This is a genomic window from Burkholderia sp. Ac-20344 (genome assembly GCF_017104975.1).
Taxonomy (GTDB): Bacteria; Pseudomonadota; Gammaproteobacteria; order Burkholderiales; family Burkholderiaceae; genus Burkholderia.
This window is the reverse complement of record NZ_JAAGPP010000190.1, coordinates 1-14,266: the sequence shown is the minus strand read 5'-3', so window position 1 is coordinate 14,266 and position 14,266 is coordinate 1. Positions and strand designations below refer to the sequence as shown.

The window sequence follows — 14,266 nt, the reverse complement described above, 5'->3', positions numbered from 1 at the left end:
GCGGCCGCCCATCAGCAGCACGGCGCGATGGCCGCTGAGCAGCAGATCCGCGACCCGCTCGACCTGCGCAGGATCGAACGACACCTCGGCCGGGCGAACGACGGCGGGCGACGCCGCGCCGCGCACCTTGGCCGACTGGAGATCGACCGGCAGCACGAGGGTCGCGACGCCACGCTGCGTACCCATCGCGGCCGAAATCGCATCGGCCGTATCCGTCGCGAGATCCGTGTCGCGCGCGACGCTGCGGTACCACACCGACACCGGGCGGGCGAGCGACTCGATGTCCGACGTGAGCGGCGCGTCGTACTTCAGATGATCGCGCGTGTGATCGCCGACGATGTTCAGGATCGGCGTACGGGCGCGGCGCGCGTTGTGCAGGTTGGCAATGCCATTTGCGTGGCCCGGCCCGAGATGCAGCAGCGTCATCGCCGGCTTGCCGGCCATGCGGCCGTAGCCGTCCGCGGCGCCCGTGCAAACGCCTTCGAACAGCCCGAGGATCGAGCGCACGCCCGCCACGGTGTCGAGCGCGCCGACGAACGGCATCTCGGTCGTGCCGGGATTGGCAAAACAGACGTCGACGCCGGCATCGCGCGCCGTCTCGAGCACGACGCTCGCCCCGCCTCGGGTTCCAGTACCGGTGTCCAACTGTGGGATGTTCATGCGTCCGCTCGACGGTTTGAATAGGATGGATTTGACTTTAATCCCGAAATACGGGATTTGTCAAACATACAGGATATCAACACCGTGCCGAAGCGATCCACGTTTACCCGATCAATTCCGCAAACCTGGTGTAAAAGTCACCGCCAACCGGCCCTTCACATGCCCCTCAAATTTTCAAAATTCCCGCCATTCGGAATTTTATGATTGAGACGACCGAACCAGGCTCAGCGACCGCCGCCCCGTTTCCGGTCGCCTCGCATGGCACGCGAGGCCATCAACTTACGATTGCAAATGGCTCTCATTTGCATTAAATTTCCGCGCGAATGTACTGTTTGGAACACAGATGCCGGCGCGAGGCGGCTCGCCGCGCCCGAACGCGAAACACATCAAAGGACGGGGTATGAGCAGGAAGAACTGGGCGGCCGCACCGATGGCCATCGTCGTCGGCACGGCCGGCATGGGCACCGCCGGCGCGCAGGAAGTGGCGCTGCCCGCCATCGAAGTCTCCTCGCAACGCACGACGGCGCCGTTTCGTGCGCGCGAATCGACGAGCGCGACGCGCAGCGAGGCGGACGTGATGGAGATTCCGTTCGCGGTCAGCAGCGTCGATGCGAAACTGGCCCAGACCGTTGCCGCGACACGCGGCGAGGACCTGTACGACTGGGTCGCGGGCGTCTCCCGACAGAACAACTTCGGCGGCCTGTGGGACAACTACGCGGTGCGCGGCTTCGCCGGCGACGGCAACACGTCCGGCACCGACTACCTCGTCAATGGCTTCTCGTGGAATCGCGGGATCAGCGTCCCGCGCGACACCGCCACCCTCGAGCGCATGGAAGTGCTCAAGGGGCCGGCGTCCGCGCTGTATGGCCGCGGCGATCCGGGCGGGATCATCAGCTATACGACGAAGCAGCCGCAGTTCGCACGCGCGAACACCATCGGCGTATCGGCCGGCAGCTACGGCGCGCTGCGCGAGACACTCGACTCGACCGGCCCCGTCACGAAATCGCTCGCGTACCGCTTCGTCGCGATGAACGAGAACAACGGCAGCTTCCGCGATACGGTGTCGAGCAAACGCTACCTGTTCTCGCCGTCGTTCACCTGGGACATCGGTGCGGACACGACGCTCCACTACGAGTTCGAGAGCGCGCGTCAGCGCGCACCGCTCGATCGCGGCGTGGTGGCGGTCAATGGGCAGCTCGGTGTGATTCCGGCATCGCGCTTCCTCGGCGAGCCGCGCGACGGCGACTACGACGTGCGCAACACGGGCCACCAGTTCACGCTCGAGCATCGCATCGACGCGAACTGGTCGATCAACGCCGGCTTCGCGCAGCGCGACACCGACCTGTCGGGGCGCTCGTCCGAAGCGTTCGCGCTGCAGCCGGACGGGCGCACGCTGTGGCGCCGCTACCGGCGAGTCGCATTTCACTCGAACGACCTGCAAGGCCGCCTCGAAACGACCGGCAAGTTTCGCACCGGTGGCATCGGCCACACGCTCGTGATGGGCGTCGACGCGTATCGTTTCAACTACGACCAGTTCGTCGCGCGCTCGACGCCGACCGCCGCCGCGCCGTATGCGATCGACATCTTCGATCCGGTCTACGGCCAGCCGGCGCCCGCACTGCGCACCGCGACCAACCTGCTCGAGCGGGACGACGGGCAAGGCATCTATGCACAGGACACGCTGGCGATCGGGCCGCACTGGAAAATCCTCGCCGGGCTGCGCTGGGATCGCTTCCACCAGTCGGTCGAGAACCGCCTGAAAGGCGTGACGACCAGCCAGTTGCAGACCGCATTGAGTCCGCGCCTCGGCGTCGTGTACGAAATGAGCCCCGCGTTGTCGCTGTATGCGAACACCGCGTATTCGTTCCGGCCGAACAACGGCGCCGATGCCGACGGCCGCGCGTTCGACCCCGAGAAGGGGCATGGCTACGAAGCCGGCGTGAAATGGGCCGGTACGCGCTGGCTCGCAACCGTCGCGGCGTTCCATGTCAACAAGCGCAACGTGCTGACCGCCGATCCGGCGAATGCCGGCTTCTCGCGTGCGGCCGGCGAAGTCCGCAGCCGCGGTGTCGAATTCGAATGGAGCGGCGACCTCGGTCACGGCTTGCGCGGCATCGCCAACTTCGCGTACGTCGATGCCGAGGTCACGCGCGATTCCGTGCTGGCGCCGGGCGCGCGGCTCGTCGACATCCCGCGGCTGAGCGGCAGCGCGCTGCTCATGTACGAGACCACCCTGCCGTTCGCGGACAAGGCCGGCGCCGGTGCCGGCGTGATCTACGTCGGTCGCCGGGCCGGCAACACGGCCAACACGCAGGACGGTTTCGAGCTGCCGGCCTACGCGACCGTGCAGCTCAACGGCTACCTTCAGGTGAACAAGCACTTGCGTGCGTCGGTCGTGCTGAACAACCTGTTCAATCGCACGACCTACGTCAGCTCGTACAACAGCCTGTGGGTCACGCCGGGCGCACCGCGCAGCCTGTTCGCGTCGCTCGCCTACTCGTTCTAGGTCGAACCGGGCGGCTGACGGGCATCGTACGTCAGCCGCCGAGCACCCACCGCGCGGCCAGCGCGAGCAGCAGGGCCGGCAGCATCACGCACGCGCCGACCGCGAGGAATTCGCCGAAACCGACCCGCAACCCTTCGCGCCGGATCGCCGCAAGCCACAGAATCGTCGCGAGCGATCCCGTGACCGACAGGTTCGTCATCGCCGGTTCGATCGCGATACGACGTCGATCCAGACCGCCAGCACCAGCACCGCGCCCTTGACGATCATCTGCCAGTACGCGTCGACGTCGAGCATCGACATGCCGTTGTCGAGGCTCGCCATCACGAGCGCGCCGATCAGCGCGCCGTAGACGGTGCCCGACCCGCCGCGCATCGACGTACCACCGATGAAGCACGCGGCGATCGCATCGAGTTCGCCCATCGTGCCGGCGGACGGCGACCCCGCCGCCAGCCGCGCCGTGTTCACGAGGCCGGCAAACGCGCACATCAACCCCATCAGCGCGAAGATCGCGAGCTTCACCCGATCGGTATCGACACCCGACAGCCGCGTCGCCTCCAGATTGGAGCCCACGGCATAGATGCGCCGGCCGAACACGGTCTGCGTCGCGATCCACGAGAACGCACCGAGCAGCACGAGCAGCAGCAGCACGGGCACCGGGATACCGCCGTAACGGTCGAGCGTCGCGACGAAGGCGAACAGCACCGCACCGGCGCCGACGATCTTCACGCCGTCCTGCCACGGCGGTGCGACCGCGAGCCGGTAGCGCCGCCGCGTCGCGCGCTGCCGCACCACCAGCAGTATCACGAGCGCGAACAGCAGAATCGCGAGACCGTCTCCCGCCAGGCGCGGCAGATAGCCCTGCCCGATGAACACGAAGCCGTCCGACACGGGCGCGATCGTCGAGCCGCCCGTCACGCCGAGCAGGATCCCGCGAAACGCGAGCATCCCGCCCAGCCCGACGATGAACGACGGCACGCGCCGATAGGTCGACCACCAGCCGTTGAAGAGCCCGATCAGCACGCCGAGCGCGAGCACGGCCGGAATTGTCGCCGCGACCGGCCAGTGGCGGTTGACGTCGAGGATCGCGGCGACGCCGCCGAGCAGCCCGAGCAGCGAGCCGACCGACAGGTCGATCTCGCCCGCGATGATGACGAACACCATGCCGCACGCGAGCATGCCGGTAATCGACATCTGCCGCAGCAGGTTCGATACGTTGCGCGGCGTGACGAATGCGCCGTCCGTCAGCACCGAGAAGAACGTCCAGATCACGACGACCGCCAACAGCAGCGCGAGCAGCTTGTGGCGCGCGAAGATCTGGCGCAACGGCAGCCCTGCCGAGCGGCCGGCGGGACGATGCGCTTCTGCATCCGGCGTCGCCGGAGTCGAGGAAGAAAGGTCGGAATTCATATCGCACTCGCTGCGGTGGGGTCGGTGGGCAGCCGCGCGGGTGTCAGCGCGGCGCCGAGAATCTGTTCCTGCGTGAGGCCCTGGTTGACGAAATCGCCGCGCAGCTCGCCCTCGCCGATCACCAGCACGCGATCGGCCAGCCCGAGCACCTCGGGCAGCTCGGACGACACGACGATCAGCGCAACGCCACGCTTTGCCAGCGCGAAGATCAGCCGGTAGATCTCCGCCTTCGCGCCCACGTCGACGCCGCGTGTCGGTTCGTCGAGGATCAGCACCTGCGGCTCGGCCAGCAGCATCCTGGCGAGCACCGCCTTCTGCTGGTTGCCGCCGGAGAGGCTCGCGATCGGCAGGAACGGATGCGCGGCGCGTACCGACAGCCGCTGCATCTCGGTGCGGATCGCATCGAGTTCGGCGGCCGCGTCGATCCGCCCGCGCGTCGCAAAGCGCCGCAGCACCGTCAGCGTGATGTTGTGGCCCACGCCGAGCTGCGGCACGATGCCGTGGCGCTTGCGGTCCTCGGGCACCATCGCGATCCCCGCGCGGATCGCGTCGGCCGGCGAACGGATCGACAGCGCCCGCCCGTTCATCAGCACGGTCGCCGTGCACGCGCCCGGATAGGCGCCGAAGATCGCCTGCATCAACTCGGTGCGCCCCGCGCCGACGAGCCCGGCGACGCCGAGGATCTCGCCGCGCCGCACGCTGAACGACACGTCGTCGACGCGCTTGCGGCGCGCGTTCGTCACGTCGCGGCACGTCACGTGGCGGGCTTCCAGCACGACGTCGCCGATCGCGTGCGCCTCCCGCGGATACAGATCGCGGATCTCGCGGCCGACCATCATCGCGATGATCCGGTCGGTGGTCAGCGCATCCGTCGGCTCGGTCGCGACATGACGGCCGTCGCGGATCACGGTCACGGTGTCGCATACCGCGTCGATTTCATCGAGCTTGTGCGAGATATACACGCACGCGACGCCGCGGCGCTTCAGGTCGCGCACGATGTCGAGCAGGATGCGTATCTCGGCGGCGCTCAGCGACGACGACGGCTCATCGAGGATCAGCAGTTTCGCGCGCTTGTTCAGCGCCTTCGCGATCTCGATCAGTTGCTGGTGGCCGCCGCCGTAGTGCATCACCGGCTGCGCGACGTTGATCGAGTCGATCCGCAACTCGTGCAGCAGCTCCTCGGCGCGCCGGACCATCGCCGCGAAATGCATGCGCCCGCCCGGCAGCGTGATCTCGTTGCCGAGGAAGATGTTCTCGGCAACCGACAGTTCCGGCACGAGCATCAGCTCCTGGTGGATGATCGCGATGCCCGCCCGCTCGGTGTCACGCACGCCGGATGCCGCTAGCGGCGCGCCTTCCCAGCGGATTTCGCCTTCCCATGTGCCGTGCGGATAGACGCCCGACAGCACCTTCATCAGCGTCGATTTGCCCGCGCCGTTCTCGCCGCACAGCCCGACGCATTCGCCGGGCCGCACGGTCAGGTCGATACCGTCGAGCGCTTTTACGCCGTCGAATTCCTTGACGATGCCGCGCATCGTCAGCAAGGGTTCCGTCATTCGTTGATGCCTCGCAGTAAGCGCGGCCGCCGTCACGGCGGCCGCGCGTCGCGTCCGTCGTACGCTTACTGGCTCGCCAGCTGCGCCTGGGTATAGAAGCCGTCCTTCACGACGACGTCGACGTTGCGCTTGGTCAGCAGCGTCGGCTGCAGCAGCACCGTATCGACCTTCTTCCTGCCGTTGTCGTATTGCGCATTGAACGCGGGCTTCGTGCCCTTCGCGAGATCGACCGCGAGCTTCGCCGCTTCGCTCGCGATCAGCTTGAGCGGCTTGTAGACGGTCATCGTCTGCGTGCCGGCGATCACGCGCTTGACCGCCGCGAGGTCCGCGTCCTGCCCGGACACCGGCACCTTGCCGGCCAGATGTTGCGCGGCGAGCGCCTGGATCGCGCCGCCCGCGGTGCCGTCGTTCGACGCGACGATCGCATCGATCTTGTTGTTGTTCGCGGTCAACGCATCCTCGACGATCCGCAGCGCGGTCGATGCGCTCCACTCCGGCACCCATTGCTGGCCGACGACCTTGATGTCGCCGCGGTCGATCGCGGGCTTCAGCACCTTCAACTGGCCTTCGCGCAGCATCTTCGCGTTGTTGTCGGTCGGCGCGCCGCCGAGCAGGAAGTAGTTGCCTTTCGGCTTCGCATCGAACACGCCCTGCGCCTGCAGCTCGCCGACCTTCTGGTTGTCGAACGAGATGTACGCGTCGACATCCGCGTCGAGGATCAGCCGGTCGTACGACACGACCTTGATGCCGGCCTTCCTCGCTTCGGCGACGACGTTGCCGAGCGTCTTCGAATTGAACGGCACGATCACGATCACGTCGACGCCGCGCGAGATCAGGTTCTCGATCTGCGAGATCTGCCGCTCTTCACTCGCGTCGGCCGACTGCACCGACACCTTCGCGCCGAGCTTCGTCCCGGCCGCGACGAAATAATCGCGATCGCGCGACCAGCGCTCGACGCGCAGGTCGTCGATGCAGAAGCCGATCTCGGGCTTGTCCTTGCTCGCATGCGCGAGCGGTGTGCCCAGCGCGAGGATCGCCAGCGCAGCGGCGCCGGCAAGCGAACTCAATACGGTACGACGCGTCACGGATTTCATGTCTCCATTCCTCTTTATTGGACTGCTTCTACGAATGCCGGACCACCGGCCTGTCACGCACCGGCCGCAAACACCGGTTCGAGCGCGCGATACAGCGCGCGAAACGTCGGCCGCCGCGCGTCGCGATACCACGCGTGGCGTTCCATGTCGGGCTCGCGCACCGCGACGATCGGCGGCTGCGGGCACACGGCGTCGAGCGACGCATCCGGTTCGAGCGCGAGATGCGCGAGCCGCGCGGCGCCGAGCGCCGGACCGACCTCGCCGCCCGCGCGCAGCGTCAGCGCGCGTCCGCTCAGGTCGGCGAGCATCTGCGTCCAGTACGCGCTGCGCGAGCCGCCGCCGATCACCGTGATGCCGGCGGGCTCGAGCCCGGCCGCATGCAGCGCGTCGATCCCGTCGAGCAGCGCGAAGCCGACGCCTTCGAGCGTCGCGTTCGCGAGATCCGCGCGCTGCGTGTCGGGCGTGAGCCCGTAGAACACGCCCTTCGCATTCACGTCGTTGTGCGGCGTGCGCTCGCCGCTCAGGTAAGGCAGGAACCACGGGCGGCTCGCGCGTGCGTTCGTCTCCGCGTCGTCGAGCAGCGCCGCGACGCCGTCGTAACCGGCCAGTTGCGCGGTGAAGTCGACGCAGCCGGCCGCGTTCAGCATCACCGACATCAGGTGCCAGGTGTCGGGCAGCGCGTGACAGAAACTGTGCACCGCCGATTCGGGGTTGGCGCGAAACCCGTCCGACACCGCGAAATACACGCCCGACGTGCCGAGCGACAGCAGTGCATCGCCAGGCCGCACGATCCCCACGCCCACCGCGCCGGCCGCGTTGTCGCCGCCGCCGGCCACCACCGGGATCTCGCGCAGCCCGAGCGCGCGCGCGACGGCCGGCAGCAGGGTGCCGGTGACGCGATCGCCCTCGAACACGGCCGGCATCTGCGCGCGCGACAGCCCGCATGCGGCAAGCAGCGCGTCGTCGTAGTCGCGCTTCGCGACGTCGAGCCACAGCGTGCCGGCGGCGTCCGACGGATCGGTCGCAAATGCGCCGGTCAGCCGGTAGCGCAGATAGTCCTTCGGCAGCAGCACATGGGCGATGCGCGCAAACACGTCGGGTTCGTGACGACGCACCCACAGCAGCTTCGGCGCGGTGAAACCCGGCATCGCGACGTTGCCGGCCACGGCGCGCAGCGCGGGGGCAAGCCGTTCGAGTTCCGTGCACTCCGCATCCGCCCGGCCGTCGTTCCACAGAATTGCGGGACGCAGCACGTCGCCGTGCGCATCGAGCAGCGTCGCACCGTGCATCTGGCCGGTCAGCCCCAGTGCGTCGATATCGCGCGGATCGATGCCCGCCGTGCGCGCCGCCGAAACGAGTGCGGCAAGCGCGCCGCATGCGGCGTCCCACCAGTCGCGCGGCGCCTGTTCGGACCAGCGCGGCCGCGGCCGGCTCACTGCGAGCGGGCGGCTCGCGCTGGCCCGCACCGCGCCGTCGCGGTCGAGCAGCACCGCCTTCACGCCCGACGTGCCGAGATCGAGTCCGATGTACATGGCGTCAGCGCAGCCCGTAGATCGCCTGGTTCACGATGTTCTCGAGCCGCTCCTGCGCACCGCTCGCATGCCGCGGGTCCACGCCGCGCGCGAGCGCATCGGCCGCGAGCGACTCCAGCGTGTAGCCGCCCGACAGGATCTTGCGGCCGAATGCGTCGTCCCACTGCGCGTAGCGCTGCCGGCGCAGCGCGTCGAGCCGGTCGTTCTCGACCAGCACCGCCGCGCGTTCGAGCGCGAGCGCCAGCACGTCGATCGCGCCGACATGGCCGTAGAACAAGTCCTCCGGATCGACGCTCTGGCGCCGCACCTTCGCGTCGAAGTTCATCCCGCCGGTCGTGAAGCCGCCGTGGCGCAGGATTTCGTAGAACGCGAGCGTCAATTCCTCGACGCTGTTCGGGAACTGGTCGGTGTCCCAGCCGTTCTGCGGATCGCCGCGGTTCGCGTCGACGCTGCCGAACACGCCGAGCGCGAACGCATTCGCGATCTCGTGATGGAACGAGTGCCCGGCGAGCGTGGCATGGTTCGCCTCGATGTTCACGCGAATCTCGTTCTGCAGTCCGTACTGCACGAGGAAGCCGTGCACCGTCGCGACGTCGTAGTCGTACTGGTGCTTGGTCGGCTCCTGCGGCTTCGGCTCGATCAGCAGCGCGCCCGTGAAGCCGATCCGGTGCTTGTGCTCGACGACCATCGACAGGAAGCGGGCAAACTGCTCGCGTTCGCGCTTCAGGTCGGTATTGAGCAGCGTCTCGTACCCTTCCCGCCCGCCCCACAGCACATAGTTCTCGCCGCCGAGCCGGTGGGTCGCGTCGAGCGCATGGCACACCTGGGTCGCGGCCCACGCGAACACGTCGGGGTTCGGGTTCGTCGCGGCGCCGGCCGCGAAGCGCGGATGCGAGAACAGGTTCGCGGTGCCCCACAGCAGCCGCACGCCGCTTGCCTGCTGACGCTCGCCGAGGTAGTCGACCATCCGCGCGAAATTCGCCGCATATTCGCGCAGGCTGTCGCCTTCCGGCGCGACGTCGGTGTCATGGAACGTATAGAAAGGCGTGCCGAGCTTCGTGAAGAACTCGAACGCCGCATCGGCCTTCATCCGCGCCCGTTCGAGCGCGTCGCCCGGCTGCTGCCACGGCCGCCGGAACGGGCCTTGCCCGAACATGTCATGCCCCGGCCACACGAACGTGTGCCAGTAGCAGACCGCGATCCGCAGATGCTCGGCGAGCGTCTTGCCCAGCACGCGCTTCGCGGGGTCGTAATGGTGATAGGCCAGCGGGTTGTCCGACTGCGGGCCTTCGTAGCGAATCGCGGGAATGTGTTCGAAATACGACATGGCGTCTCCGTGCAGGGTCTTGTTGCAGCGCAACGCGCGTCGGGGCGACGCACGCGGCCGAATTCGGTTGGCTGGATCGTGCCCGCGCACCTGCCGGGCGGCAATTGCGAAATTGCGCAGCACGCTTAATGTTTCTTGCCAGCCGCTGCGTGCGGCGCACGTTCCGTCCTACAATCGCCGAACACCAGACCATCGCGCGCTGCCGACCCGGGCGCGCCCCGGAGACAACGGCACGGCGCCCCCCCGGCGCGCGTGCCCCGAGATCGAGATGACACGCGCCCCTTCCGCCCAGACACCGCATCGCATCGCGCTGCTGTTCAACGCGAACAAGGTCTACGACCGCGAGATCATCAGCGGCATCGGCCAGTACCTGCACACGACACGGGTCGTATGGGACCTGTTCCTCGAAGACGACTTCCGCTGCCGGCTCACCGGCATCGAGCGCTTCGACGGCGACGGCATCATCGCGGACTTCGACGATCCCGCCGTCGCCGACGCGCTCGCCGGCTCGCCGCTGCCGATCGTCGCGGTCGGCTCGTCGTACGAGGATCCGGCGCAGTATCCGGACGACGTCCCCTATATTGCGACCGACAACCCGAAGCTCGTGTCGCTCGCGTACACGCACCTGATCGGCGCGGGGCTCGCGCATTTCGCGATGTACAGCCTGCCGGTCGCGCAGGAGAACCGCTGGGCGCAGCAGCGCGAGCTCGCGTTCGACCGGCTCGCGCGCGCCGACGGGCTCGATGCGCCGATCTACCGTGGGCTGTCGACGAGCGCGTCGGGCTGGAATCACGCGATCGAGCAACTGATCGGCTGGCTGCATGCGCTGCCCAAGCCTGTCGGCGTGATCGCGGTCACCGATGCGCGCGCGCGGCACTTGCTGCAGGCATGCCTGATCGCGGGCATCGCCGTGCCGGAGCAGGTGGCGATCATCGGCATCGACAACGATCCGCTCACGCGCACGCTGACGCGCATTCCGTTGTCGTCGGTGATCCAGGGCACCGAGGAAATGGGCCGCACTGCCGCGCACCTGCTGCACCGGATGCTGCGTGGCGCGCGCTTTCCCGGGCAACGCATTCTCGTGCCGCCGGTCGGCATCAACGTGCTCGAATCGACGCGCCACCAGCCGCTCGCGAGCCCGCACGTGATGCGCGCGCGGCATTTCATTCGCCAGTACGCGTGCCAGGGGATCAAGACCGAACAGGTCGCCGACTATGTCGGCGTATCGCGCTCGCTGCTCGAGGAGCACTTCCGGCGCGAACTGCAGCGCACCGTGCACCAGGAGATCCTGCGCCACAAGCTCGAGGCCGCGCAGGCGCTGCTCGCCGGCCGGCAGGCGTCGAGCGCCGAAGTCGCGATCCGTTGCGGGTTCACGTCGCTCCAGTACATGTACGCCGTGTTCAGGCGCGAGCTGGGCTGCACGCCGCGCGAATACCAGGAACGCGCGGCGGCCGCCTACTGACGCCCGCCGCCCATCTGACATCCACCCATGCACATCGATACCGATTCTTCACACCTGACGCCGGGCGTTGCCCGCGTGCCTTCCGAGCCGTGGGGCACGTTGCCCGACGGCGAGCCCGTGCGGCGCTACACGCTGCGCAACGCGCACGGGATGCGTGTCGGCGTCAGCGACCTCGGCGCGACCGTCGTGTCGTGGCTCGCACCCGACCGCACGGGGCGCTTTGCCGACATCGTGCTCGCGCACGACACGCCGGCCGAGTACCTCGAATCCGGTGCCTACTTCGGCGCGACGATCGGCCGGTGGGCGAACCGGATCGCCGGGGCGCGCTTCGAACTCGACGGCATCGACTACCCGCTCGACCGCAACGAGAACGGCAACCTGCTGCACGGCGGGGCGAACGGCTTTCATCGCGCGCGCTGGGACGTGATCGACGACTGCGGCGGGCTGACGCTTCGGCTCGATTCGCCGGAAGGCGACGCGGGATTTCCCGGCAACGTGTCCGTGCAGGTTCGCTACACGCTCGACGACGACGGCACGCTGACGATCGACTATGCGGGGTGGACCGATGCACCGACGCCGCTGAACCTGACGAATCACAGCTACTTCAACCTGAACGGGCGCCCGGGCAGCGATGTGCGCGGCCATCTGCTGCACATCGACGCCGACGCGTTCCTCGAAGTGGACGACGCGCTGATCCCGACCGACACGGCCGACGTGACGGGCACCGCGTTCGATTTCCGGCAAAGCGCACCGATCGGCGCGCGCCTCGACTGGCCGAATGCGCAACTGGCGCGGGCGCGCGGCTTCGACCACTGCTTCGTGCTGGGCGACGGCGCGCACGAGGTCCGGCCGGTCGCACGCGTATACGATCCGGAAAGCGGCCGCGAACTGATCGTGTCGACCGATCAGCGGGGCCTGCAGCTCTATACGGGAAACTATCTCGACGGCGTGCGCGTGAGCGGCGGCACGCGTTGCGCGCGACACGCGGCGCTGTGCGTGGAAGCGGGCGGCTTTCCGGATCAGGTCAACATGGCCGGCCTGCGCGACGACGTGATCCTTTACCCGGGCGCCGTCTATCGACAGACCACCCGGTATCGGGTGGCCGTTCATGCGTAGTGTGCGCGGGATGCACGATCGCGATGCGCTCGAGGAAATTCCCGGCGCGTGTCGATGCTCGACCGCGTTGCCCTGACGGCATGCCGGCGGCCGCGCAGCGTGTCACGCGATCTCAGCTCCGCGCGGCGGGCGCCGTGTCTTGCGCGCCGGACATCGATGCCAGCACCGCGAGCGCGCCGGCCGGCGCGAGCAGCGCCCAGAATCCGGCGTAGCGGAAGCCGATCGCGCCGGCCATTGCGCCGAGCGCGAATGCGACGATCGCCGGCAACATCTTGCCGAACCGCGCACGCGCGGCCGCGCGCGCGCTGTCGGCCGTGCCGGCGGACAACAGGTCGACGGCATCGAGAATCGCCTGCGTGACGTTGCCCGTCATCACCGTATTCGGCACGCCGGCACGTGCGATAACGCGCGGGTGCGCGTTCTGCACGCCCATCGCGAACGTGCCGACGATGCCGGCCACCAGCACCGGCAGGCTGTCGGACTGCGTGACGGGTGTCGCCCATACGCCGGCCGCACAGAAGCCGAGCAGCAGCACGGCCTGCACGGTATGCAGCGCACGCGTGCCCTGCCATGCCGGCCGCGCGGACAGCGACCGCGCGATCAGGCTCGCCGCGACGACGCCGCACACGAATGCGGGAAACACGCTCAGCTTCAGCAGGATGCCCTGGCCGAACCCGGCGACGCCTGCGCCGATCAGCACGAAGTTGCCGGTCACGTGTGCGGTGAACAACCCGAACAGCGAGACGAAGCTCAGCGTATCGACGAACCCGGCGACCGCGGAAAGAATGGTGTCTTCAGATTTCAATTCGTCACGTGTATGTAGAGGTTGAGCGAGGCGGCGCCCGAAGACTGCACGATTGCCGCATCGCGTTCGCGGGAAGTCGACGGCGGCGCGACCACGGTCGCGCCGCCTGCCGGAGTCCGCGACTTGCTGCCGCCGGACGCCGCAACGAAATTGCCTGCCATCGTCTCGACACGCGCGGCTGCGCGGCCTTTCCTCACGGCTGCATTCCGTTGGTTTCGACGCCCGACCCGGCGCTCAGGGACTGCGGTCGCCCTCCCCGCGTTGAATATCGCCGACGATAGTGACAAGGACGAGCGCCGCAAGCAAGCCCAGATGTTCGAAAAAGCTGTTGAGCGCCATGAAACGGGCGACGCCCACCTGGTTCCAGAAGTCGTTCGCCACCACCATCGCGACGAGCGTCAGCATGCCGAGGCTGCCGGCGCCGAGCCACGTGAACCGGCGAAACACCACGCACAGCGAGCCGCCAATCTCGACCACCACCGCCAGTGCCGCCCACAGCGCGGCCGGGTGCAGGCCGAAATGCGCCTGCTCCGCGACCGCATCGCCGAAGTGCATCGCCTTGTTGACGCCGCCTATGAGGAACGCGGAAACGAGCGCGAGCCGTACCAGCGATCCGACCCACGCCTGTGACAGGAGGGCGCGAATCCACCCGGGGCTGCACCGGCCGGTTGCGATCGCCATGTCAGACCGCCCAGCACGAACAGCCGAACGCGCCCCAGAAGCCCTTCGCGTCCGATGTCGGCAACGCACGGCCCCACGCGCCTGCATGCGCATGACCGTGCACGCCGCATGCGCTCGCGC

General features: G+C 68.2%; 12 protein-coding genes and 1 pseudogene. 3 read left to right on the top strand and 10 right to left on the bottom strand.

The window, feature by feature from the left end:
• On the bottom strand, positions 1-660 hold a 660-nt coding region (locus G3N64_RS34925), incomplete at its 3' end, for a thiamine pyrophosphate-binding protein (RefSeq protein ID WP_277399154.1).
• A gap of 400 nt (positions 661-1,060) precedes the next feature.
• Between G3N64_RS34925 and G3N64_RS34920 the strand changes: the two genes are divergently transcribed.
• Positions 1,061-3,166: a TonB-dependent receptor gene (locus G3N64_RS34920; RefSeq protein WP_205788223.1), complete on the top strand. Its 2,106-nt coding sequence runs from the start codon at positions 1,061-1,063 to the stop codon at positions 3,164-3,166.
• Positions 3,167-3,197: 31 nt separating this feature from the next.
• On the opposite strand, the pseudogene G3N64_RS34915 reads toward G3N64_RS34920, so the two are convergent.
• The 6 genes and pseudogenes from G3N64_RS34915 to xylA all read right to left on the bottom strand — a co-directional run.
• A pseudogene (locus G3N64_RS34915) lies at positions 3,198-3,359 on the bottom strand (ArsB/NhaD family transporter); the annotation flags it as partial.
• Between the two features lie 2 nt (positions 3,360-3,361).
• Positions 3,362-4,573, bottom strand: a complete 1,212-nt coding sequence (locus G3N64_RS34910) for a sugar ABC transporter permease (RefSeq protein WP_205788222.1) — start codon at positions 4,571-4,573, stop codon at positions 3,362-3,364.
• Positions 4,570-6,129, bottom strand: a complete 1,560-nt coding sequence (xylG, locus tag G3N64_RS34905; RefSeq protein ID WP_205788221.1) for a D-xylose ABC transporter ATP-binding protein — start codon at positions 6,127-6,129, stop codon at positions 4,570-4,572. The genes G3N64_RS34910 and xylG overlap by 4 nt, the downstream gene beginning before the upstream one ends.
• Positions 6,130-6,194: 65 nt before the next feature.
• On the bottom strand, positions 6,195-7,223 hold the full coding sequence (gene xylF, locus G3N64_RS34900) for a D-xylose ABC transporter substrate-binding protein (RefSeq protein WP_205788220.1): 1,029 nt from the start codon (positions 7,221-7,223) through the stop codon (positions 6,195-6,197).
• A 53-nt stretch (positions 7,224-7,276) separates the two neighbouring features.
• Complete coding sequence (gene xylB, locus G3N64_RS34895) at positions 7,277-8,755, bottom strand: xylulokinase (protein ID WP_205788219.1); 1,479 nt, start codon at positions 8,753-8,755, stop codon at positions 7,277-7,279.
• A gap of 4 nt (positions 8,756-8,759) precedes the next feature.
• Entirely contained in the window at positions 8,760-10,082 is a 1,323-nt protein-coding gene (xylA, locus tag G3N64_RS34890) for a xylose isomerase (RefSeq protein WP_205788218.1), read from the bottom strand.
• 268 nt (positions 10,083-10,350) lie between these two features.
• Here xylA and G3N64_RS34885 point away from each other — a divergent pair, with 268 nt between their 5' ends.
• Together G3N64_RS34885 and G3N64_RS34880 are read left to right on the top strand one after the other, a co-directional pair.
• The gene (locus G3N64_RS34885) at positions 10,351-11,544 is read left to right on the top strand and encodes a DNA-binding transcriptional regulator (protein ID WP_205788217.1); all 1,194 of its coding nucleotides are present in this window, start codon (positions 10,351-10,353) and stop codon (positions 11,542-11,544) included.
• A 27-nt stretch (positions 11,545-11,571) separates the two neighbouring features.
• Positions 11,572-12,660, top strand: coding sequence for an aldose epimerase family protein (locus G3N64_RS34880; protein WP_205788216.1), 1,089 nt, complete (start codon positions 11,572-11,574; stop codon positions 12,658-12,660).
• A gap of 112 nt (positions 12,661-12,772) precedes the next feature.
• On the opposite strand, the gene G3N64_RS34875 is transcribed toward G3N64_RS34880, so the two are convergent.
• The 3 genes from G3N64_RS34875 to G3N64_RS34865 are packed head-to-tail and all read right to left on the bottom strand — an operon-like array spanning position 12,773 to position 14,146.
• Entirely contained in the window at positions 12,773-13,465 is a 693-nt protein-coding gene (locus G3N64_RS34875; protein WP_205788215.1) for a YoaK family protein, read from the bottom strand.
• Positions 13,462-13,662: a hypothetical protein gene (locus G3N64_RS34870; protein ID WP_205788214.1), complete on the bottom strand. Its 201-nt coding sequence runs from the start codon at positions 13,660-13,662 to the stop codon at positions 13,462-13,464. Before G3N64_RS34870 ends, G3N64_RS34875 begins: the two co-directional genes overlap by 4 nt.
• Before the next feature lie 37 nt (positions 13,663-13,699).
• Positions 13,700-14,146: a DoxX family protein gene (locus tag G3N64_RS34865; RefSeq protein WP_205788213.1), complete on the bottom strand. Its 447-nt coding sequence runs from the start codon at positions 14,144-14,146 to the stop codon at positions 13,700-13,702.
• Positions 14,147-14,266: the final 120 nt, after the last annotated feature.

Bases quoted from the DNA above. Each gene is read 5' to 3' on its own strand.
- G3N64_RS34885 (WP_205788217.1), top strand. From the start codon at position 10,351: ATGACACGCGCCCCTTCCGCCCAGACACCGCATCGCATCGCGCTGCTG.
- G3N64_RS34880 (WP_205788216.1), top strand. From the start codon at position 11,572: ATGCACATCGATACCGATTCTTCACACCTGACGCCGGGCGTTGCCCGC.
- xylB (WP_205788219.1), bottom strand. From the start codon at position 8,755: ATGTACATCGGACTCGATCTCGGCACGTCGGGCGTGAAGGCGGTGCTG.
- xylG (WP_205788221.1), bottom strand. From the start codon at position 6,129: ATGACGGAACCCTTGCTGACGATGCGCGGCATCGTCAAGGAATTCGAC.
- G3N64_RS34920 (WP_205788223.1), top strand. From the start codon at position 1,061: ATGAGCAGGAAGAACTGGGCGGCCGCACCGATGGCCATCGTCGTCGGC.
- xylF (WP_205788220.1), bottom strand. From the start codon at position 7,223: ATGAAATCCGTGACGCGTCGTACCGTATTGAGTTCGCTTGCCGGCGCC.
- xylA (WP_205788218.1), bottom strand. From the start codon at position 10,082: ATGTCGTATTTCGAACACATTCCCGCGATTCGCTACGAAGGCCCGCAG.
- G3N64_RS34910 (WP_205788222.1), bottom strand. From the start codon at position 4,573: ATGAATTCCGACCTTTCTTCCTCGACTCCGGCGACGCCGGATGCAGAA.
- G3N64_RS34865 (WP_205788213.1), bottom strand. From the start codon at position 14,146: ATGGCGATCGCAACCGGCCGGTGCAGCCCCGGGTGGATTCGCGCCCTC.